Source organism: Streptacidiphilus cavernicola (assembly GCF_042510955.1).
GTDB classification, from domain to species: Bacteria; Actinomycetota; Actinomycetes; order Streptomycetales; family Streptomycetaceae; genus Streptacidiphilus; species Streptacidiphilus cavernicola.
Map to the genome: position 1 here is coordinate 109,482 of NZ_JBHFAB010000014.1, position 20,614 is coordinate 130,095.

A 20,614-nucleotide genomic window follows, 5' to 3' on the forward strand; every position below is an offset into this window, starting at 1 on the left:
GTAGACAAAGCTACCCCCAAGTCGCGCAATCGGGTAATCCCGCTGGTCGGCCCGGCACGGATACCGGGTCGCAGTGCGGTGCGGCGCCGAGCGGTCCACAGCGGGGGCGGCGAACGGGAGGGGTTCGCGCGCGCCGAGGGAGGCGGTGCGGACGACGCGAGCGGCGGCCCGGCCGGCGGCAGCACGGCGGAGGATCCAGGCGTCCGAGCAGGACACGCCCGCTCGAATTCAATCCTTACGATTCACCCGACCCTTACCCTCCGCTTGCTTACGCGAATTGTGCGTCAAATTCTTACGGCCCGTATGACTCGTCGTGCTAGACCCTTGGGAGCCGCGATTCCGGCCTGCGGCTCGGTTTGTCCAGCGGCGCACTCCGTATTTCCGGTCCCGAGCACCGGAAATGCAGTGCGCCAGCCCCCAGAAAGGCCCCCAGCTCCCCATGGCCCCACGTCTCTCCGTGGTCGTTCCGATCTACAACGTCCAGCGCTATCTCGACGAGTGCCTGAGCTCCATCGCCGCGCAGACCCTCACCGACCTCGAAGTGGTGATGGTCGACGACGGGTCGACCGACGACAGCGCCGCCATCGCCGAACGCTTCGCCGCGGAGGACGAGCGGTTCCGGCTGGTACGGCAGGAGAACCAGGGCCTCGGCCCGGCCCGCAACGCGGGCGTGCGCCAGGTGCACCCGGACGCCGGGTTCCTGGCGTTCGCCGACAGCGACGACACCCTGCCGCCGACGGCCTACCAGCTGATGGTGCAGACCCTGGACGCCACCGGGTCCGACTTCGCGGCCGGCAATGTGCTGCGCTTCCGCTCGGTGGGCTTCACGCAGTCCCCGGTGCACCGCAGGCCGTTCGCCGAGACCGCGCTGCGCACGCACATCTCCAAGCGCCCGAACCTGGTGACCGACCGCACCGCCTGGAACAAGGTCTACCGCCGCACCTTCTGGGACCGGCACGACATGCGGTACCCGGGCATCCTCTACGAGGACGCCCCGGTGAGTGTGCCGCTGCACTTCCTGGCCACGAGCGTGGACATCCTCAGCGAGCCGATCTACCACTGGCGCGAACGCGAGGCGGGCGCCCGCTCGATCACCCAGAACCGGACCGACCCCAAGGGCCTGGTCGACCGGATCACCTCCATGGGCCAGGTGCGGACCTTCCTGAAGGAGCAGGCCGCCGCCGACCCCGCCTTCGCCCGGCACCTGCGCTTCTACGACGAGAACTCCCTGGTCGAGGAGATCCCGTTGTTCTTTCGGGCGCTCCTGGAAGGCGGCGCCGACTTCCAGGAGGCCTTCCTGGACCAGGTCGGACGGATGACCGCCCGGATCGGCTCCGGCGTCCTGGACACCCTGCCCGAGCCGCTGCGGGTCAAGTACTGGCTCACCGCCCAGCGCCGACTGACCGACCTTCAGGACCTGCTCCGCTTCGAGCGCGAGTACCCCAGGACCATCCCGCTCAAGGGCACCGTGCGGCACTACGCGGACTACCCCTCGCTCAGGGACAGCGCCCCCGTCCCGAAGTCCGTCCTGCGCCTGGACAGCGAACTGATCGTGCGCGCCGGACTGCACACCGCCGACTGGCACCAGGGGCGGTTGCACCTCAGCGGCTTCGCCTACCCCAAGCACCTCGGCGCCGAGCACCGCAGCGACGCCGTCAAGGCACTGATCCTGCGTAAGAAAGGCAGCCGCGGGCTTCTGGCGATCCCGGCGAAGACGGTCTTCTCCCCCGAGGTCACCGCGTCGACCAACGACCAGCCGCTGCGCCACTGCGACTGGGCCGGTTTCAAGGCCTCCCTCGACCCCGCCCGGCTCAAGCACCGCGGGCAGTGGGTGGACGGGGACTGGCAGGTCACCGTCGGCGTCTTCGGCCGCGGCCGACCCCGGCAGAGCCGACTCAAAGCCGGTCAGAGCGGCGCCGCCCAGTTCCCCTCGCCGCTGTGGGTCGCCGAGAACGTCCGGGTGATCCCGCACATGCGCGACGCGCACCTCTACATCAAGGTGGAAACGGTCAAGGCCCGAGTCGACCGGGTGGAACGGGCCACCGGGCAGGACCGCACCGACCAGGTCGCCCTGCACGGGCAGCTCGCCGCCGAGTACGCCGCCGAGGGCATCCGACTGCGCCTGCGGCACGAGGAGGCCGGGTCGACTGCCGTGCTGGACTTCCCGGTGACGCTGCACCCGACCGACGGCACCGACGGCGGCACCAGCGACAGCACCGCCGGCGACACCGCCTTCACCGCGCTGATCGACCCGGCCGCGGTCAGCGCCGTCCGCGAGGCCGAGGGCACGCTGCGCCCCAGCTACCTGCAGCAGGAGACGGACCGTTGGAGCTGCGTCCTGGTCCTGCCCGACGGCAAGACGCTTGACCTGGCCATGGACGACCGGCGGACCCCCGCCTGGCCGCAGGTCCCCACGCCGGGGACCGCGGACGCGCCGCCACGGATGCTCTGCTTCAAGCCCTCCCCCGACGGCCTGTTCCAGGTCGCGGAGGAGTTGCTGCAGCCGCTGGTGGAGCGGGTCGCGGTCAGCCACGCCGACTCCGGGTTCGTCCTCGAAGGCAGTTTCCCGCTGCCGGGGAACCACTCCTTCGCGTGGGTGCTGCGGCACAGCTACCACGCCAAGACCCACATCCACCCGGCCGAGGCCGCCGACGGGCGCTTCCGCACCGTGCTGCCCGCCCTGCCCAACCCGGGCTACGCCGGGGAGTTGCCGCTGTTCGGCGGCGTCTGGGAGGTCGGCGTGCGGATCCAGCTCCCGGGCGCCCCCGACTCCCCCGACACCCCCGGCGGCGTCGTGGAGACCGTCGCCCATCTCGCCCCCGGCGCGTTCGACGCGCTGCCGCTCGCCACGGTGGCCAGGGACAAAGAGGTCGTGCTCCAGCGCCGCCGCTACGACCGGCTGTGCATCGAGGCCGCCCGGGACCTGGCGGACGACGCCCGTGGCCGGTACCACCAGCGCCGCCTGCTCACCGTCCAGTACCCGGCCGCCCTGCGCCGACCGCTGCGGCAGGCCGTGCTCTACGACGTGTTCGAGGGTAAGTCGTATTCGGACTCGCCCCGGGCCGTCCATGAGGAGCTGCTGCAACGCGACGTCGACCTCGACCACCTGTGGGTGGTCCGGGACGACCGGATGGTGGTCCCGCCGACCGCCACCAGGGTCGTCTACAACAGCCCGGAGTGGTACGACGCGCTGGCCCGCTGCCGCTACATCGTCGGCAACACCCATCTGCCGCCGTGGATCCGGCGCCGCGAGGGCCAGGTGATCGTGCAGACCTGGCACGGCACCCCGCTGAAGCGGATCGGCTTCGACTTCGACAACCCCTGGTTCAGCGACACCGGCTACCTCAAGGACCTGGAGCGCGAGGCCAAGCAGTGGAGCCTGCTGATCTCGCCGAACAGCTTCAGTACGCCGATCCTGCGACGGGCCTTCGGCTACCAGGGGGAGGTCCTGGAGACCGGCTACCCCCGCAACGACGTCCTGCTCGCGAAGGACGCCGGCGAGCGCGCCGAGCAGGTCCGCCGCACGCTGGGGCTGCCCGAGGGCAAGAAGGTCGTGCTGTACGCGCCGACCTGGCGCGAGGACCGGGTCCGGCACCAGGGCGGCCACCAGCTCAACCTGCAACTCGACCTGGAGCAGGCCCGGCGGAGCCTCGGCGACGACCATGTGCTGCTGGTGCGCCCGCACGCGCACGTGGTGGAACCGGTGGAGGGCACCGGCGACGGCTTCGCCCTGGACGTCGGCAGCTACCCGGACATCCAGGACCTGTTCCTGATCACCGACGTCCTGGTCACCGACTACTCCTCGGTGATGTTCGACTTCGCGATCACCGGCCGCCCGATCCTCTTCTTCACCTACGACCTGGAGCACTACCGGGACCAACTCCGGGGCTTCTACTTCGACTTCGAGAAGCAGGCGCCCGGCCCGCTGCTGGGCACCTCCGAGCAGCTCATCGCCGCGCTGCGCGACCTCGACCCGATCACGCAGCGGTACGCCCCCGCGTACACCGCCTTCCGCGAGGCCTTCTGCGACCTGGACGAGGGCACCGCCTCGGCCCGGGTCGTGGACCGAATGCTGGGGATGCGATGACGCAGACACAGGCGCGACCCCCGCAGCCCCAGCGGCAGCCCGAGGCCGGAGGACGGGTGTCCGCGCGGATGCGGCCCCTGATCCGCCGGGCGCGACCCCTGGTCCGGCGGCTCCGTCCGCTGGTCCGGCGGATTCCGCCGCGGCTGCGCTTCCCGGTCACGGCGGCGGGGCTCTCGCTGTTCCTGTCGCTGATCTGGTGGGCGGCCTTCTACCCGGGGCTGATGAGCTACGACAGCTTCACCTACACCTGGGAGTCGACCACCGGCCACTGGATCAACGACCACTCCATCCCCTATCTCGGCTGCGTCTGGCTCACCCTCCAACTCACCGGCGACTACGCCCTGCTGACGTTCTGCCAGATCGTCGCGCTGGCGCTGGCCGTCGGCTACCTGGCGGCCGGGCTGCGCACGTTCGACATCCGGCGCCGGTGGATCCTCGCCGCGGTGGCCCTGTACGGGGTGCTGCCGCCGACCGGGGACTTCTTCGTCTTCGTCTGGAAGGACGTCCCGTTCGCCCTCGGCGGGCTGCTGTGCCTGGCCGCCGTGGTGCACCTGGTCGGCGACGCCCTGCGCCTGCCCCGGGGCGAGCGACGGCTCCGGCACGGCCGACGCCGCGAATGGTGGGTGTTCGGCCTGGGCGCGCTGGTCATCTGCCTGGCCCGCAACAACGGCTTCCTCACCGTGCTGCTGCTCGGCGTCGTACTGCTGGCCTGCCTGCCCTGGCGCTGGCGCGTGATCGCGCCGCTGACCGTGCTGCCGGTCCTCTTCTACTTCTTGCTGACCAGCGTGGTCTACCCGGCGGTGGGGGTGCAGAAGCAGGTCAGCAACTCGGCCTACAGCTTCTTCTACGCCGACGTCGCCTACGGCTACAGCAAGAACACCTCGCTCTACACGCAGCCGCAGTTGCGGGCCATGGCCGCGGTCGCCCGGCTGGAGCACTGGCGGACCGCCGGCGCGCAGTGCTGGGACACCGACATCCTGACCGCTTCCGGCTTCAGCATGAAGGCCGCCACGGCACACGATCCGGAGCTGATGAGCGCCTTCACCACCCTGCTGCGGAAGGCGCCGCAGTACGTCGCGGACGCGCAGTTCTGCCGCTCGCACCAGGCCTGGGCGGTCTTCCCCGACCACGGCATCTTCGTGGCGCCGACCGGCTACGCGGGCCCGCTGAAGTCCTCGATCATCTCCCACCCCGAGCTGGCGACCAGCCCGTTCCGCCACGCTTTCACCGCCCACCCGCTGTCGTACAGCCTCAACCGGGTCGCCACCTGGTGGGCCGCGCTGGCGCACGTCCCGCAACTGACGTGGCTGTTCTGGAGCGGCGCGGCCTGGTGCTACCTCGCCTACGCCCTGGTCGTCCGGCTCACCCGCCGGATCTGGCGGCGCGAGGTGCTGGCCGTCGCGGCAACGACCGCCGCCTTCCAACTGACGGTCCTGGCCGCCACCCCCGCGCCGCTGTACCGCTACATGGCCACGCCCACCGTCGTCGGCGTCCTGCTGCTGCCCCTGGCGTTCTCCCGCCTGCGCCGCCGCGGCTCCACCGGAACCCTGCCGGAGCAACCGGCAGCACCGGAGGAACCGGCATCCCCGAGGCGACCGGCATGACCGAGGCCACCGCACCAGCCACCGCCGCCATCCCCGTCCCGGCACGGACCCTGCCGGAGCGGCTCCGCGCCCTGGCCGCCCCGATCCCGCCGCGGCTGCGGATGCCGCTCGGCATCGCCGCCCTGGCCTGCTTCGGGTGGCTGGTGTGGTGGGCGGCCTTCTACCCGGGTCTGATGACCTACGACAGCTTCGACTACACCTGGGAGTCGACCACCGGCCACTGGGTCGACGACCATTCCGTCTTCTACATCGGCTCGGTCTGGCTCTCGCTGAAACTCACCGGCGACTACGCCCTGCTGACCCTCTGTCAGGTGCTGGGGATGTCAGCGGCGATCGGCTACCTGGCCGCGGGCCTGCGCGCGTTCCGGGTACGCACCCGATGGATCACCGCCTCGGTGGTGCTACTGCTGGTGCTGCCCTCAAGCGGCGACTTCGTGGTCTACGTCTGGAAGGACGTCCCCTACGTCATCGGCGGGGTGCTGGCCTTCGCCGCGCTGACCCACCTGGTCGGCGACGCGCTCGCGGCACCGCGCGGACTACGGCGGGTCAGCGGCTCGGCGGCCCGGGGACAGCGCCGCGACTGGCTGCTGATGGGCGCCGGACTGACGCTGACCTGCCTGTCCCGGAACAACGGCTTCCTCGCCGTGCTCCTGGCCGGGGCGGCGATGCTGGCCTGCATGCCGTGGCTGTGGCGGCGGATCGCGGTCGCCGTGCTGGTCCCCGTCCTGGTCTTCCTCGCCCTGGACGACGGTCTCTACCCGGCGCTGGGGGTCACCAAGCCGGTCGACTACGCGGGCTACACCTTCGTCTACGCGGACATCGCCTACAGCTACAGCAAGGCGCCCGGCACCTTCACCGCCGCCGACCTGTCCGTGCTGAGCCGCGTCGCCCCGTTGGAGCACTGGAAGACCGCCGGGGCCGACTGCTACGGCACCGACGCCCTGATGAATGGCCAGTTCGACAAGCGCGCGGCGGTGGCCGAGCACAGCCGACTGCTGGGCGTCTTCGTGCGGACCGTCCGGCGCACCCCGCAGGAGCTGGCCGACGCCACCCTGTGCCGCGGCACCCCCGCCTGGGCCGTGATGCCCAGCGCCGACCGGACCTTCCTGATGGCCGTCCAGTCCTCCGCCAACGGCTACGGCTTCCTCAACGGGCACCCGGACCTCTACACCAGCCGCTACTACCCGTCGATGCACGTCCGGCCGCTGTCCGACCTCGCGCACCGGGTGCTTGACTGGTGGTACGACCTGGGCCGGACGCCGCAGATCCTGTGGATCGTCTGGAACGGCGCGACCTGGTGCTGGATCAGCTACCTGGCGCTGGCACGGCTCGCCCGCAGGGTACGGCGGCGCGAGGTCCTCGCGGTCGCCGCGGTCACCGTCGGAATGCAGCTGAACGTCCTCATCGCCACCCCGGGCCCGCTGTTCCGGTACATGGCCGCACCGTTCTTCATCGGCGTGCTGACCCTGCCGCTGGCCTTCAGCCGACTCGGCCGGGAGCGGAACGGACTACCGTCGTCAGGGTTCGTCGGCCAGTAGGGGGCGGAGGATGCGGTCCGGGTTGCCGACGAAGGCGCGGGTCAGGGCGACGGGCTCGGCCTGGTCGTAACCGACCCGTTCGATGCTGCCGTCGGCCTCGATCTGCAGGATCCGGGCGCCGGGCAGGGCCAGCAGGATCGGCGAGTGCGTCGCGATCACGAACTGGCAGCCCTGGGACCGGAGTTCGCTCATCCGGACGATCAGGGCCAGGCATCCCTGCACCGACAGCGCGGCCTCGGGCTCGTCGAGGACGAAGAGGCTGTTCGGGCCGAAGCGGTGGGTGGCCAGGTCCAGGAACGACTGGCCGTGCGAGCGCTCGTGCGGCGAGTGCCCTCCGTAGGACTGCAGCAGCGTGCCGTCGTCGTCCAGCCGCTCGATCTCGGTGGCCACGTTGTAGAAGCTCTCGGCCCGCAGGAAGTACCCGTTGCGCGGCCTGCGGTTCCAGCACAGCAGCAGGTGGTCCCCCAGGTCGGACTCGGACGCCCGGGTGGCGAACCGGAAGTTGCGCGACCCGCCCTCGGCGTTGAATCCGGCGGCCGTGGCCAGCGCCTCGATCAGGGTGGACTTGCCGGAGCCGTTGTCCCCGACCAGGAAGGTCACCCCGGGATCGAGGTCCAGTCGGCCCAGCCGCAGCAGCTGGGACACCAGCGGCAGAGCAAACGGGTAGCGGGCGGCAGCAGCGCCGTCGGGCACGGAGAACTCGACGTACCGCAGGAACCCCGGGGCCTGGATCATGCGTCGAGGGTAGCCGCGGCGACCGGCAGCGCGGTCCCCAGGGGACACGCGCCGCCGGTCGCCGGGGCACAAGGGCGTCAGGAGGTGTAGGCCTCCAGCTCGGAGAGCTGCCCGGCCGGCCAGCCGGTGTTGCCGGTGAAGGTCAGCCGCAGGTAGCGGGTGCTGGTCCCGGCCGGGAGGGTGATCGTCACCGTGTTGCCGGTGGCGGGGTCGAAGGTGCGGCCCGCCGAGGCGGACAGGGTGGTGTAACTGGAGTTGTCGGTGCTGCCCAGCACGGAGAGGGTCTCGGTCCTGGTGGACCAGTCCGTGGCCGGGGGCAGCTTGAGGACCAGGCGGCCCACCGCCTGGGTCGAGCCGAGGTCGACGGTCAGGCTCTGCGGGAAGGCGTTGTCGGTGCTCTCCCAGTAGGAGTTGGCGTCACCGTCGACGGCGTTGGACGCGGTGTAGTCCTGGGTGTGGCCGGTGTCCGACACCGCCGCGTGCAGCGCCAGGTCGGTGCCCGCGGGCGGAGCCGTCGTCGGCGGCGCGGTCGTGGGCGGGGTGGTGGTCGGCGGGGTGGTGGTCGGCGGGGTGGTGGTCGGCGGCGCCGAGGTCGGCGGGGTGCCGCCGCCGGAGCCGGTCGGGGGCAGCGAGGACGGCGTCGGGAAGGCGGTCAGCACCGGGGTGGTGCTCCAACCCGAGTTGCCGCTGCCCTGGTTGAAGGTGAAGTCGCCCGGGGTGTTGTCCGGGTAGCCGTAGTTGTAGGTCCCGGCGACCTGGACGTTGGACGCGGTCAGCCCGCTGACCGAGGCGGAGCCGGTGGTCTCGGCCTGGAACACGGTGGTCCCGGTCCAGTCGACCGTGTTGTCGGTGAGGGTAAGGCCGCTCACGGCGTAGCCGGTGCCGCCGCCGGAGACGATCTCGAAGGCCTCGTACGGGCTGTCGTCGACCGCGTTGCCGCTGACGTTCACCGTCGCGTCGGTGAAGGCCGAGTTGTAGGAGTCAAAGCGCATCGCACCCATCGCGTGGCCCCAGTTGGGGTTCAGCGCGCCGGTCCGCAGCAGGGTGTTGTCCGACACCGTCGTGGTCCCGGACAGCGGGGTGAACGGGGACAGGAACGCCTGGTTGGAGACGGCGATCCCGCTGCCCAGCGCGTTGGTGTCGGCGATGGTGTTGCCGGTCACGGTGTTGTCGGAGCCGCCGTAGACGGCGATGCCGTTGGCCAGCGAGGGCTGGACGATGGTGTTGCCGCTGAGCGTGATGCCGGTGTCCGGGGCGGGCATGGACCACAGGGCCAGGCCGTCGTCACCGGTGTTGCGCAGGAAGTTGTTCTTGACGGTGTCGTTGGTCGCGTTGCCGTTGAAGTTCAGGCCGTCCGCGTCCGTGGAGAGCACCACGCAGTTCTGCACGGTGATCCCGCTGTTGCCGTACTGGAGCCAGAAGCCGACGTTGGTGTCCTGGATCCACAGCCCGTCGACGTCCGAGCCGCTGCCGAGCGAGCCGTTGATCGCGTTGGCGGTGCTGTCGTCGTGGCGGCCGACGGTGCTGCCGAGGATGGCGAAGCCGCTGAGGTTGACCGGCCCCGACACCGCCGAGGTGTTGTTGATGAACGCGCTGGTCGCCAGCTGCGAGTACCAGCTGCCCGCGCCGACGATGGTGGCCTTGTCCACCTGCAGCGCCGAGGTGATCTTGAACGTACCCGGCGGGATCCACACCGGCACGTTCGCCGCAGCCGCCGCGGCGATGGCGGTGCGGAAGGCGTTGGTGGAGTCGCCGCTGCCGCTGGCGTCCGCGCCGTCGCTGACCACCGAGATGGAGCCGGCCGGCTGTGCGGCCGGGGCAGCGACGTCGAAGAAGTCGGCGACGTCGAGCGTGTACGGCAGGGCCGAGTCGCCCGCGTCCACCTGGAATGTGACGGTCGATCCGGCCGGCACCGTGGACGGCAGCATCATCCGGGCGTCGTCGTAGAGCTTGTGGGTCTTGCTGCCGGCGATGCCGCCGGTGCTGATGTAGCTGTAGGCCGAGGTCAGCGACAGCCCGGTGCTCAGCTTGGTCCCGTTGACGTAGACCGACAGCGTGCCCGAGGCGCCCTGCGGGACGGCGTAGTGCAGGTCCACCGCGTTGGCCGGGGCGGTCAGCGTGAACCGGACGTACTGGCCCTGCGCGGTGAGCTGCACCGCCTGGCGGCCGGAGGCCTCGGTGGCGAGGTCGCCCTGGGTGTAGTCGGGGCCGATCAGCTTGCCGTTGCTGCTCGCCTGCGCGCCCTCGGCCTCGTACTCGGTCATGCCGGGGAGGTTGGCCCCGGAGCCGTTCGCGGCGGACGCGGCGACCTGGGTCAGCCCGACCGGGGCGGCGCCGGTCGGGACCGTGCCGGCTGAGGCGCCCGGGGCGGCGACCAGCAGCCCGAGGGCTGCCGTGGCCAGCGCCGTGGCGGCGGCCAGGGCCTGGGCTCTCCGGTTCTTGCGGAATGCGTGGATGGAACGATGGTCGGCCATCGGGTACGGCCCTCCTGGGTGGGTGGGGGAACCTGAGGTGTCAGGTCCCTGCCACATCCCATGGCACAAAGGCCTGCCGCCTCACGCGGACCCACTTAAGCAGCCCCTGCAAGGCGATACAAGATGTGAACGAAGGAGAGAAAAAAATGAACTGTAGAGATTTTGTAAGCTGTCTATCAGCTGTAAGAAGACAACAGTTGCCCATCCACCGCCGCCGCTACCGGCGCGTCGGCGTGCAGAGCAGGGCCGCGCGCAGGTCGGCCTGGTCGGTGAGCAGCACCAGGCTGCGCCCCGTCAACTCCTCGATCCGGCGGGCCCGGTAGTGCACCGTGTTCACATGGACGTGCAGCGCCTTCGCGGTGCGGGCCCAGGAGCAGTTGTGCTCAAGGAACGCGGCCAGGGTGTCCAGCAGCGACACGGTGTTCTCTCGGTCGTTCACCAACAGCGGCCCGAGCAGCCGCTCGTGGAACGATGCGGTGACCGGCGCCGGGATGCCCGCGAGCAGCGCGGCCAGCGAGTCCGTCCGGGCCGCGTCCGCGTACGGGTCGGCCGAGGCCAGCGCGTAGCGGGCGCCGGCCAGCGACGCCCGCAGCGCGGAGGCCTGCGAGTCGGCGGTGGGGCCCACGCCGACCCGCAGCACCTGCCCGGGTCCGAGGAGTCGCTGCAGGTCGGACAGCAACGGGAGCAGATCCCCCACCCCGCCCGCCACGACCGCGGCGGCCTCGCCGCGGTCGTCCGTCCCGGCGGCGAAGCGGGCTCCGGCGAGTTGCAGCAGTTCGGTCAGCGCGTCCAGGGCCCAGCCGGGCGAGGCGTGGTCGATCCGGGCGGTCACCGTGGTCAGCGGTTCGCCGACGGGCAGTGAGCAGGTGCCGAGGGCGTGGGTGAAGGCAGCGGGATCGGCGGTGCCGGGGGCGGCGAGCAGCTCGAACAGCGCGGACGCGGCGGCCCGCAGGCTGGAGTCCAGCGCGCGGGCGCCGAGGAGCAGCGGGGCCAGCAGGTCCGCCAGGGCGGAGGACGGAGCCGGTCCGACCAGATACCAGGCGTCGAACGGCGAGCCCCCGGGGGTCCCGACCGGAACCCGGGCATCGGGCCGGCCGGACCCGTCGGCAGAGTCCGAGGCAGAGGAGGCACCATCGAGCACAGCCCCGTCGTCGACAGCAGCGGCGGGCACAGCCGCAGCGAACTCGACCGGAGCCCCGACCTCCGCACCCTCGACCGCGTCGCCCCGGGCGGCCTCCCGCTCCGCTCCCGCCTCCGCCCCCGCCTCGCCGCTCCCGCCGTCCGACGCGGCGATCAGCCGTCCCGACGCCGAGCGCACCGCGCACCGCGGCAGGCCCAGTACCGTCACCGCGCGGGTCAGGATCCGGGCGGGCGGGGTGCCCGACTCCAGCATCGCGGCCAGTTCCTGCCGGGCGGACTCCGGCAGCCCGCCGGCCCGCGCGGTGCCCGCGTTCAGCTCGCCCCACAGCCGCAGGTAGATCCGGTCGGTCACGGCGCGGAAGCTGGTCCCGGCCGGGATCGAGATCAGCGGCACGCCGTGCACCCGGCAGGCGTCGACCAGGCTCTGCGGCACCCGCCCGTGCGTCCCCTCCCCCGCCAGCAGCGCGGCGACCCGCGCGCTGCTCAGCGAGGTGACGAAGCGCAGCGCGGCCCCGGTCACCCGCTCCGCCCCGGCGGTCTCCGCGCTGCCCGTGCCCGTCCCGGCCGCCTCGTCCCCGGCGCCCTCGCCCCCGACCGCCGCGTCCCCGACCGCCTCGGCCTCGGGGCTCCACCAGACCAGCCCGCTCAGCACCAGCTCGCCCGGCTGGAGGTAGCGGGCCGGGTCCTGGAGGTCGGTGGAGGTCACCCCGGTCACCCGGCGGTCCAGCAGTTCCTCGGTTCCCCAGGCCAGGCCGAGCGGCAGGTCCTCAAGCCGCAGCAGGTCTCCGACGATCATGTATCACTCCTCGCGTTCCGCACCGAGACGTCCAACCGCACTAGCGAGGGAAAGGTGCCTTTGGTCATCGTAGATGCGACTCCAAATGCCGTAAACGGCTCTTGGTTGATCGACCAGTCACCCGGTCCGGGGTTCGTGCTTGCGACCAGTCGTCGCCCGTAACACAGCGCTGCTTCAATCGGGGCCTGAACGCAAGAAGAGCGAGCGAAGAGACAGCGAAGAGGTGCTCCGGAGTGGATCTGAACACGGTCACGGAATCCGGCCCGGTGCCCTGGACCGAGCCCTGGCGGCCCGGCGACGCCTGGCTCGGCGGCGGTACCTATCTGTTCTCCGAGCCGCAGCCGCACCTGCGTCGGCTGCGCGACCTCTCGACCGCCGGCTGGCCGCCGATCACCGTCCGCCCCCAGGGCCTGGAGCTCGCCGCGACCTGCACCGTCGCCCAGCTCTCCCGCTTCACCCTGCCCGGCGGGACCGGCGAACCCGGCGGCCCCCGCGGCTGGGCGGCCAACCAGTCGCTGGTGACCCAGTGCTGCCGCTCCTTCCTGGCCTCCTTCAAGATCTGGAACATGGCCACCATCGGCGGCAACCTCTGCAACTCGCTGCCCGCCGGGCCGATGATCTCGCTCACCGCCGCCCTGGACGGCGTCTGCACCCTGCGCGCCCTGGACGGTGGGGAACGGCGGCTCCCGGTCGCCGAGTTCGTCACCGGAGCGGGCCGGAACGCGCTCGGCGAAGGCGAGTTGCTGCGCTCGATCACCCTGCCGGACGCCGCGCTGCGCAGCCGTACCGCCTTCCGCCGCGCCTCGCTGCACGAGCACGGCCGCTCGGCCGCGCTGCTGATCGGCCGCCTCGACCCGGCCGACGGCTCGCTGACGCTGACCGTCACCGCCTCCACCGTCCGTCCGGTGGTGCTCTGGTTCCCCTTGCCGCCGACGGCCGGTGAGCTGCGGCGGGCGGTCACAGCGGCGGTGCCGGACGGCAGCTGGTTCGACGACATCCACGGACTCCCGGACTGGCGCCGCCATATGACGCTGCGTCTGGCCGATGAGATCCGCCGCGAGTTGCCGGGAACGACCAGGACGACAAGAACGAGGACGACCGCATGAGGATGACCGTCAACGGCGAGGAGGCCGCCGAGCCGGCCCGCCCCGGCCAGTGCCTGCGCACCTATCTGCGCGAACGCGGCTGGTTCGGCGTCAAGAAGGGCTGCGACGCGGGCGACTGCGGCGCCTGCACCGTCCACGTCGACGGCGAGCCGGTGCACAGCTGCCTCTACCCGGCGTTCCGCGCCGACGGGCGGCGGGTCACCACCGTCGAGGGGCTGGCCGAGGGGGACGCGCTGCACCCGGTGCAGCAGAAGTTCCTGGACGCCCAGGGCTTCCAGTGCGGCTTCTGCACCGCCGGCTACCTGATGACCACCGCCGCCCTGGACGACGAACTGCGGGCGGACCTGCCCCGGGCGTTCAAGGGCAACCTCTGCCGCTGCACCGGCTACCGCGCCATCGAGGACGCGGTCTGCGGCCGGCGGCACGCCGAGGAGCCGGCCCCCGGCGAGGCGGTCGGCCGCAACCTGCCCGCCCCGGCCGGGCCGCAGGTGGTCACCGGGACCGCCCGCTACACCTTCGACGTCGCGGTCGAGGGGCTGCTGCACCTCAAGCTGCTGCGCTCACCGCACCCGCACGCCCGGATCCGCTCCATCGACACCGCGGACGCGCTCCGGGTCCCCGGCGTGGTCGCCGTGCTCACCCACCACGACGCCCCGGAACGGCTGTTCTCCACCGCCCGGCACGAGCACCCCACCGAGGACCCGGACGACACCCGGGTGCTGGACGACACCGTCCGCCACGTCGGCCAGCGGGTCGCCGCCGTGGTCGCCGAGAGCGAGGGCGCGGCCGAGGAGGGCTGCCGCCGGATCGCGGTCGACTACGAGGTGCTGCCGTTCGTGCTGGACCCGGAGCTGGCCATGGCCCCGGGCGCGCCGGTGGTCCACCCCAAGGACGCGGCCACCGCCAGGATCGCCCGTCCGCGGGACAACGTCGTCGGCGAGGTGCACGGCGAGATCGGCAGCGTCGAGGACGGCTTCGCCGAGGCCGACGAGGTCTACCAGGAGACCTTCCGGACCCAGCGGGTGCAGCACGCCAGCCTGGAGACACACGGCGCGGTCGCCTGGTTCGAGGAGGACGGCAGGCTGGTGGTCCGCTCCAGCACGCAGACCCCGTTCCTGACCCGGCGTGCCCTGTGCGCGCTGTTCGACCTGCCCGAGGACCGGGTCAGGGTGCTGGCCGGACGGGTCGGCGGCGGCTTCGGCGGCAAGCAGGAGATGCTGGTCGAGGACATCGTGGTGCTGGCCGCGCTGCGCACCGGACGCCCGGTCAAGCTGGAGTACACCCGGGCCGAGCAGTTCACCTCGGCGACCACCCGGCACCCGTTCACCGTCCACGCCAAGGTCGGCGCACGCCGGGACGGGACGCTGACCGCGATCCAGCTGCGGATCGTCTCCGACACCGGCGCCTACGGCAACCACGGCCCGGCCGTGCTGTTCCACGGCTGCGGGGAGTCGGTGTCGGTCTACCGCTGCGCCAACAAGAAGGTCGACGGCTTCGCCGTCTACACCAACAACGTCCCGGCCGGGGCGTTCCGCGGCTACGGGCTCGGCCAGGTGGTCTTCGCGATGGAACAGGTGCTGGACGAGCTGGCCCGGCGGATCGGGATGGACCCGGTGGAGTTCCGGGTCCGCAACATCATCGGCCCCGGCGAGCCGATGCTGACCGCCGACGGCGCGGAGGAGGACCTGCACATCGCCAGCTACGGCCTGGACCAGTGCCTGGCGGTGGTGCGGACGGCCGCCGCCGAGCCGGTGACGGACGGTCAGCTGCCGCCCGGCTGGCTGCTCGGCGAGGGCATGGCGATGTCGATGATCGCCACCGGACCGCCCGGCGGCCACTTCGCCGACGCCGTGCTGACGCTGCTCCCGGACGGCGGCTACGACCTCGCGGTGGGCACCGCCGAGTTCGGCAACGGCACCACCACCGTGCACCAGCAGATCGTCTCCGGGGCGCTGGGCACCACCGCCGAGCGGATCACCGTCCGGCAGTCCGACACCGACGTGGTCCGGCACGACACCGGCGCCTTCGGCTCGACCGGCACGGTGGTGGCGGGCAAGGCGGTGCTGCGGGCCGGGACCGCGCTCGCCGGGCAGCTGCTCGGCTTCGCCGCCGAGTCGACCGGCACCGCGGCGGCCGACTGGCGCCTGGAACCGGACGCGGTGGTCCGCGCCGACGGACAGCGGCGGCTGGCGCTCAAGGACCTGCACACGGCGATGACCGCGGCCGGACGCGAGGTCGCCGCGGCGGGCTACTGGGGCGGCACGCCGCGGTCGGTCGCCTTCAACGCGCAGTGGTTCCGGATCGCGGTCGACCCCGGCAGCGGGGAGCTGCGGATCCTGCGCAGCGTGCACGCCGCCGACGCGGGCAAGGTGATGAACCCGATGCAGTGCCGGGGCCAGGTCGAGGGCGGCATCGCCCAGGCGCTCGGCGCGACGCTGTGGGAGCAGGTCCTGGTGGACGGGCGCGGCGCGGTGTCGACCGCCGCGTTCCGCCGCTACCACCTGCCGTCCTTCGCGGAGGTGCCGCGGACCGAGGTGCACTTCACCGAGACGGCGGACGCGATCGGACCGCTAGGCGCCAAGTCGATGAGCGAGAGCCCGTTCAACCCGGTCGCGCCCGCCCTGGCCAACGCCCTGCGCGACGCCACCGGCCTGCGCTTCACCCGGCTGCCGCTGACCCGGGACCGGATCTGGGAGCGCATCAGGGACGGGCGGGGGTAAGGCGGTCCGGCCTGCGGACGTGCGGCGACGCCGTAGTGAACGTTCACTCACCGGCCGCGGCCTCTGCCCGTCGAACCGGCGGGCGTACCCGCGCCGCACTACCGTAGTCAGGGACACGGCAGGCTCGGACCCGTGCCTGCTTTCGCCCCTCTCACCTGAGGACCCCATGAGCCTGAGCATCCGCAACCAGATCCCCGGCACCGTCGCCTCCGTCACCGCCGGCGAGGTGATGGCCACGGTCAGGACCCGGCTGCACGGCGGACAGGACATCACCGCCGCGATCACCCTTGAGGCCGTCAAGGAGCTGGGCATCACCGAGGGCAGCCCGGTCTGCGCCATGATCAAGTCCACCGAGGTCTCCCTCTCCACGGTCTGACCCGGCCCGGCGGCCTCCGGATGCTGCGGTGCGGGCGCGGCCGTAGCGTTGGGCTGCGACGTTCCCGCCGACCGGTCAGGAGGCCCGCACAGTGGAGTTCACCTTCACGGTCACCCGCGACAGCCTGAACGCCTGGATCCTGCAGCTGATCCCGATCGGCCCGGGACAGCCGGTGATGGAGCTGCGCTTCGACAGCAAGCCGGACTGCGAACAGGCCATCGAGATGATCCGCGAGGCCCCGGTCCGCTACGTCCGCTACGCGTCACTGCTCCGGGAGGACCTCCCGCCGACGCCCCCGACACCCCCCGCACCGCCGACGCCCCCGGCCTAGGCGGCGGCCGGCCGCTGTTCCCGGCCGCCGCCCGGGGTCACCGCCCGCGGTCAGCCCGGTATCAGCGAGAAGGTGCCGCCGTTGAGCGCGGTGGGCACGTACTGTCCGCTGGCCAGGGCGATCGGGCGGTAGGCGCTGAAGGTGTTGCCGTTGACGGTGATCCCGGTGAAGGTCACCGCGTTGAACGACGGGTAGGACTGCGTCGGCGACTCGATGATGGCCTCGGCGCTGACGTTGGCGCCGCGCAGCCGCTGGGTGGTGGTGTAGCTCCAGCCCTTGGTGTTGTCGACCAGGGTGAGCCGGTAGCTGCCGCTGCCCGCCGTGGTGGTGACCGTGCCGGTGAAGCTGTCGCCGACCGAGACCGGGTTGCTGAGGTAGACCGGCTGCGCCGGGTACATCTCGTACCAGGCCCGGTAGACCGGACGGCCGCTGGAGCAGGAGGTCTCGACGCCGGTCTGCTCGACCGTCTGCGAGCCGTAGCCGTCGATGCCGACCCAGGGCGCGAACAGGTTGTTGCGGCTGTTGCAGGTCACCGCGGGCTCGGTCCAGGAGCCGGTGATGCTGGTGAAGCCGCTGCCAGTGGCGGCGTAGCCGCCCCAGGGGCTGCTGCTGGCGAGCGGCCCGATGCCGCTGCCGTGCGCGGCGGGGCTGATCGGCACATAGCCGTACCGGACCCCGTGCGCCTGCGACTGTGACTGGGCCTGCGACAGGGACTGCGGCTGCACGGCCGCGGCGGCGGACGCCGACGCGGCCGGGGCGACGGCGGAGAGCAGGCCGACCGAGGCCAGCCCGAGGGCCGCGAGGACGGTGGCGTGCGAGCGGGTTGAGGGCATGCGAAACTCCTGGCTGTGGGGGCGGGAGTGCGGGACGCGTACGTCGTCCGGCCCGAGCGTCCGGTGGGTGCGGCGGGCGGGCTGTGACTGAATGCTGGCCAGTTCGCGGACGCCGCGGAAGGCCGGGCGGGCTGCGGAATCCAGACATGACATGTTTCCGTCATGTCTTTCTGCGATGATGTCCGTGCAGGGCGGATGCCGCGACGTACGAAGAGAAGTGGGGTGCCGTGCTCGCAGCGCACACCAGCGAACCGGGCCGGTCCGAGCGGCCCGGGTCGCCGCCGGGATCACCGCAGGGCCGGTCGCCGGGCCCTTCGCAGGCGATCAGCAGCGCCGAGGAGGCCGTCTACGTCGAGCTCTGCCGCCGCGGGCCGACCAGCCTCGCCGAACTGGCCCGCGCCCTGGAACTCGACCAGGTGACGGTGCTTCAGCAGCTCACCGCCCTGGACGCGCGCGCCCTCGCCCGGCCGCCCCGGCCGCGGTCCGCGCCGAGCCGCTGGACCGCGGTCGCGCCGGACCTGGCACTGCAACGGGTGCTGCGCGACCGCGAGGCCGAGTCGGCCCGGCTGCACGAGGAGATCACCCGGCTGCTCGACGACTACCACCGCTCGCGCGGCGACCGCGACCCGGCCCTGCGCGACCTGGTCGAGGTGGTGACCGGCCGGGAGGCCATCGCCGACCTGTGGCTCTGCCTGCTGGACGGAGCCGCCGAGCAGGTCGACATCCTCGACAAGCCGCCGTTCGTCCAGGTCGACAACGCCGGTCCGGAGCTGGCCGTGCTCGGCCGCGGCGTCCCGGTCCGCTCGGTGTACGAGCGGGCGGCGCTGCTCCAGCCGGACAAGCTGGACGAGGTGCGCGGCCTGGTCGGCGCGGGCGAGCAGGCCGGAACCGTGGCCGACCTCCCGTTCAAGCTGGCCCTGGTGGACCGCCGTTGGGCGCTGCTGCCGCTGGCCACCGGCGCCGAGCTGAGCCGGGCGCTGCTGGTGCGGCCCTCCCCGCTGCTGGACGCGCTCACCCAGACCTTCGACGCCCAGTGGGCGCAGTCGCTCCCGGTCCCCACCCCCGACCGGCAGCCGGACGCCGACCACTTCGACCTGCTGACCCTGCTCGCCGCCGGGATGACCGACGACGGCATCGCCCGGCACCTGGGCATCTCCGCCCGCACCGTGCAGCGCCGGGTCAGTGCGCTGATGACCGGACTGAGCGCGGGCAACCGGTTCCAGGCCGGCGTCCAGGCCGCCCGCCGCGGGCTGCTCTGAGCCCGGACGGCACACAGGACCCGCCCGGCCGGACACCGCCGGGCCCGCCGGGCGGTCTCAGCCGTACTCCTTCCAGCAGATCATCACAGTCTGCGCCACTGTGCGGGCCGCGACCGCGCGCGGGCGGACCGGCTTGCCGACGTTCGCCGGCAGCGCGGTGACGTCCACGACCAGCACCGCGTCGTCCTTGCGGACCACCACGTCGCCGTCCGGCTGCTGGAACGCGCCGTCGCCCATCCCGCTGAGCGGGGTGCTGCCGGTGGCGGCGGCGCGCAGCGAGTCGAACCAGGCGGTGGTGGCCGCCGCGTCGGTCAGGTCCTTGACCGAGAGCAGCATCGAGCCGTCCGCGAAGGCATAGCGGCAGGCGTAGGTGTGGTCGGTCCAGGTCGGCGCGAGCGGCTCGGTGGTGTCGATGCCGAGCGCGCCGGTGATCTCGTTCCTGGCGGTGTCGGTGCAGACGATGTGCGCGGCGTCCGACGGTCCGTCACTCTGCGTCGCAGTGGCGGCGGTTGTCGCTGCGGTAGGCCCGGAGGAGGAGCATCCGGCGGCCCCCAGCGCGACCAGCACGGCCGCTGTGGCGGCCACCGCGCCCCGGTGGCACAGGATCTGACGTGCATTCATCTTGCTTCCTGACGACGGTGAGGGGCTCCCGGCCCCGTCCGCCGCAACGGAGGAGGGACCGGGAGCCCTGGGGAGGAGAAGTCGTGCCGGTTCAGCTCAGAGCAGGTAGCCCTGGCTGTTCAGGACCGCGCCCTTGGCCGGCTGGCTCTGGTCGTAGCCGGTGTCGTCGCACTGGAGCCCGCCGTTGATGCAGTGGGTCACCATGGCGGCGAGGGTGGCCGGGTCCCAGCCGTTGTAGAAGTCGTAGTGGAAGGAGAAGCCGCGCCCGCTGGAGAGGTGCACCTGCGACATGTCGCCGCTCACCGGGAAGGCCATCTTGAACTCGATCATCGGCACGGCGACCGGGTGGTCGGCCGGGCAGACGCCGTTGACCGGGTAGGCCATGTGGCTCTTGTGGTCGGGGGTGTCCAGATGGATCCCGTCCCAGCAGCTGGGGGCCTGGTAGCGGATGTCCAGCTCACTGCCCGCGGCGCAGGTCACCGGGATGTCGATGCTGTTGTAGGTGTTGCCGCACTCCCAACCGGCCACGTAGCCGGGGTCGGTGGCGAACTGGGTGGCGGTCGCCGCCGGGCTGCCGACCAGGAAGCGGAGCCCGACCGGGAACGGCCGGACGCTGGTGTAGTCGTTCACTCCGGTCTTGTAGTAGATGGTCTGGGTGCCGACCGGCAGGATCTGGGTGGTCCCGTTGAGCACGGTGGGCATCCAGTAGCCGGACTTGTCCAGCGGGGCGAAGCAGGTGGAGGTGCCCGCCTGCAGCGACGCCTCAGTGGTGGCGGCGGTGGTGGTGGTGTTGCCCAGGAAGGTGTGCAGGTGCGAGGCCCCGGGCTGGTTCGGGAAGACGATCGGGTCGTCCGGCAGCACGTGGTTGGCGCTGCACTGGGCCTGGAACTCGTGGAAGTAGGCGTGCGGCGGGTTGTAGGTGGACGGGACCACCCCGGTGACCGGCGGGTCCGCGAAGACGTAGCCGGCGGTCGAGTTGGGGGCGGTGCCGTAG

12 protein-coding genes and 2 pseudogenes are annotated in these 20,614 nt (G+C 72.1%); 8 read left to right on the top strand and 6 right to left on the bottom strand.

The features are described 5' to 3' along the window. Nucleotides 1-439 precede the first annotated feature (439 nt). The 3 genes from ACEZDE_RS19995 to ACEZDE_RS20005 are packed head-to-tail and all read left to right on the top strand — an operon-like array spanning nt 440 to nt 7,229. Complete coding sequence (locus tag ACEZDE_RS19995; RefSeq protein WP_380537685.1) at nt 440-4,087, top strand: CDP-glycerol glycerophosphotransferase family protein; 3,648 nt, start codon at nt 440-442, stop codon at nt 4,085-4,087. Next, entirely contained in the window at nt 4,084-5,691 is a 1,608-nt protein-coding gene (locus tag ACEZDE_RS20000; RefSeq protein ID WP_380537686.1) for a DUF2079 domain-containing protein, read from the top strand. Before ACEZDE_RS19995 ends, ACEZDE_RS20000 begins: the two co-directional genes overlap by 4 nt. Beyond that, nucleotides 5,688-7,229: a hypothetical protein gene (locus ACEZDE_RS20005; RefSeq protein WP_380537687.1), complete on the top strand. Its 1,542-nt coding sequence runs from the start codon at nt 5,688-5,690 to the stop codon at nt 7,227-7,229. Before ACEZDE_RS20000 ends, ACEZDE_RS20005 begins: the two co-directional genes overlap by 4 nt. Here the strand turns inward: ACEZDE_RS20005 and ACEZDE_RS20010 are convergent. The 3 genes from ACEZDE_RS20010 to ACEZDE_RS20020 form a co-directional block, all read right to left on the bottom strand. Continuing rightward, nucleotides 7,209-7,964: an AAA family ATPase gene (locus tag ACEZDE_RS20010; protein WP_380537688.1), complete on the bottom strand. Its 756-nt coding sequence runs from the start codon at nt 7,962-7,964 to the stop codon at nt 7,209-7,211. The genes ACEZDE_RS20005 and ACEZDE_RS20010 overlap by 21 nt on opposite strands. 77 nt (nt 7,965-8,041) lie before the next feature. Continuing rightward, on the bottom strand, nt 8,042-10,438 hold the full coding sequence (locus ACEZDE_RS20015) for a discoidin domain-containing protein (RefSeq protein WP_380537689.1): 2,397 nt from the start codon (nt 10,436-10,438) through the stop codon (nt 8,042-8,044). Between the two features lie 217 nt (nt 10,439-10,655). Beyond that, complete coding sequence (locus ACEZDE_RS20020; RefSeq protein ID WP_380537690.1) at nt 10,656-12,374, bottom strand: PucR family transcriptional regulator; 1,719 nt, start codon at nt 12,372-12,374, stop codon at nt 10,656-10,658. Nucleotides 12,375-12,607: 233 nt separating this feature from the next. Between ACEZDE_RS20020 and ACEZDE_RS20025 the strand changes: the two genes are divergently transcribed. The 4 genes and pseudogenes from ACEZDE_RS20025 to ACEZDE_RS20040 all read left to right on the top strand — a co-directional run bounded on the left by ACEZDE_RS20025 (nt 12,608) and on the right by ACEZDE_RS20040 (nt 16,907). Continuing rightward, on the top strand, nt 12,608-13,480 hold the full coding sequence (locus ACEZDE_RS20025; RefSeq protein WP_380537691.1) for an FAD binding domain-containing protein: 873 nt from the start codon (nt 12,608-12,610) through the stop codon (nt 13,478-13,480). Then, nucleotides 13,477-16,200: a molybdopterin-dependent oxidoreductase gene (locus tag ACEZDE_RS20030; protein WP_380537692.1), complete on the top strand. Its 2,724-nt coding sequence runs from the start codon at nt 13,477-13,479 to the stop codon at nt 16,198-16,200. The genes ACEZDE_RS20025 and ACEZDE_RS20030 overlap by 4 nt, the downstream gene beginning before the upstream one ends. 166 nt (nt 16,201-16,366) lie before the next feature. Next, a pseudogene (locus ACEZDE_RS20035) lies at nt 16,367-16,570 on the top strand (TOBE domain-containing protein); the annotation flags it as partial. A gap of 97 nt (nt 16,571-16,667) precedes the next feature. After that, nucleotides 16,668-16,907 (top strand): hypothetical protein, encoded by a 240-nt coding sequence (locus ACEZDE_RS20040; RefSeq protein WP_380537693.1) that lies wholly within the window; start codon nt 16,668-16,670, stop codon nt 16,905-16,907. A 50-nt stretch (nt 16,908-16,957) separates the two neighbouring features. Here ACEZDE_RS20040 and ACEZDE_RS20045 read toward each other — a convergent pair whose 3' ends face one another. Next, entirely contained in the window at nt 16,958-17,740 is a 783-nt protein-coding gene (locus ACEZDE_RS20045) for a G1 family glutamic endopeptidase (protein WP_380537694.1), read from the bottom strand. Between the two features lie 227 nt (nt 17,741-17,967). Here ACEZDE_RS20045 and ACEZDE_RS20050 point away from each other — a divergent pair, with 227 nt between their 5' ends. Beyond that, a complete protein-coding gene (locus ACEZDE_RS20050) occupies nt 17,968-18,999 on the top strand; it encodes a LuxR C-terminal-related transcriptional regulator (RefSeq protein ID WP_380537695.1) in 1,032 nt (343 codons plus the stop codon). 57 nt (nt 19,000-19,056) lie between these two features. On the opposite strand, the gene ACEZDE_RS20055 is transcribed toward ACEZDE_RS20050, so the two are convergent. Then, the gene (locus ACEZDE_RS20055) at nt 19,057-19,620 is read right to left on the bottom strand and encodes a hypothetical protein (RefSeq protein WP_380537696.1); all 564 of its coding nucleotides are present in this window, start codon (nt 19,618-19,620) and stop codon (nt 19,057-19,059) included. A gap of 96 nt (nt 19,621-19,716) precedes the next feature. After that, nucleotides 19,717-20,586, bottom strand: a pseudogene (locus tag ACEZDE_RS20060) (DUF1996 domain-containing protein); the annotation flags it as partial. Between the last annotated feature and the right edge of the window lie 28 nt (nt 20,587-20,614).

What these genes read in the sequence shown, in the direction of transcription:
- ACEZDE_RS20045 (WP_380537694.1), bottom strand. Translation starts at nt 17,740, where the DNA reads ATGCCCTCAACCCGCTCGCACGCCACCGTCCTCGCGGCCCTCGGGCTG.
- ACEZDE_RS20020 (WP_380537690.1), bottom strand. Translation starts at nt 12,374, where the DNA reads ATGATCGTCGGAGACCTGCTGCGGCTTGAGGACCTGCCGCTCGGCCTG.
- ACEZDE_RS20005 (WP_380537687.1), top strand. Translation starts at nt 5,688, where the DNA reads ATGACCGAGGCCACCGCACCAGCCACCGCCGCCATCCCCGTCCCGGCA.
- ACEZDE_RS20030 (WP_380537692.1), top strand. Translation starts at nt 13,477, where the DNA reads ATGAGGATGACCGTCAACGGCGAGGAGGCCGCCGAGCCGGCCCGCCCC.
- ACEZDE_RS20015 (WP_380537689.1), bottom strand. Translation starts at nt 10,438, where the DNA reads ATGGCCGACCATCGTTCCATCCACGCATTCCGCAAGAACCGGAGAGCC.
- ACEZDE_RS20055 (WP_380537696.1), bottom strand. Translation starts at nt 19,620, where the DNA reads ATGAATGCACGTCAGATCCTGTGCCACCGGGGCGCGGTGGCCGCCACA.
- ACEZDE_RS20000 (WP_380537686.1), top strand. Translation starts at nt 4,084, where the DNA reads ATGACGCAGACACAGGCGCGACCCCCGCAGCCCCAGCGGCAGCCCGAG.
- ACEZDE_RS19995 (WP_380537685.1), top strand. Translation starts at nt 440, where the DNA reads ATGGCCCCACGTCTCTCCGTGGTCGTTCCGATCTACAACGTCCAGCGC.
- ACEZDE_RS20010 (WP_380537688.1), bottom strand. Translation starts at nt 7,964, where the DNA reads ATGATCCAGGCCCCGGGGTTCCTGCGGTACGTCGAGTTCTCCGTGCCC.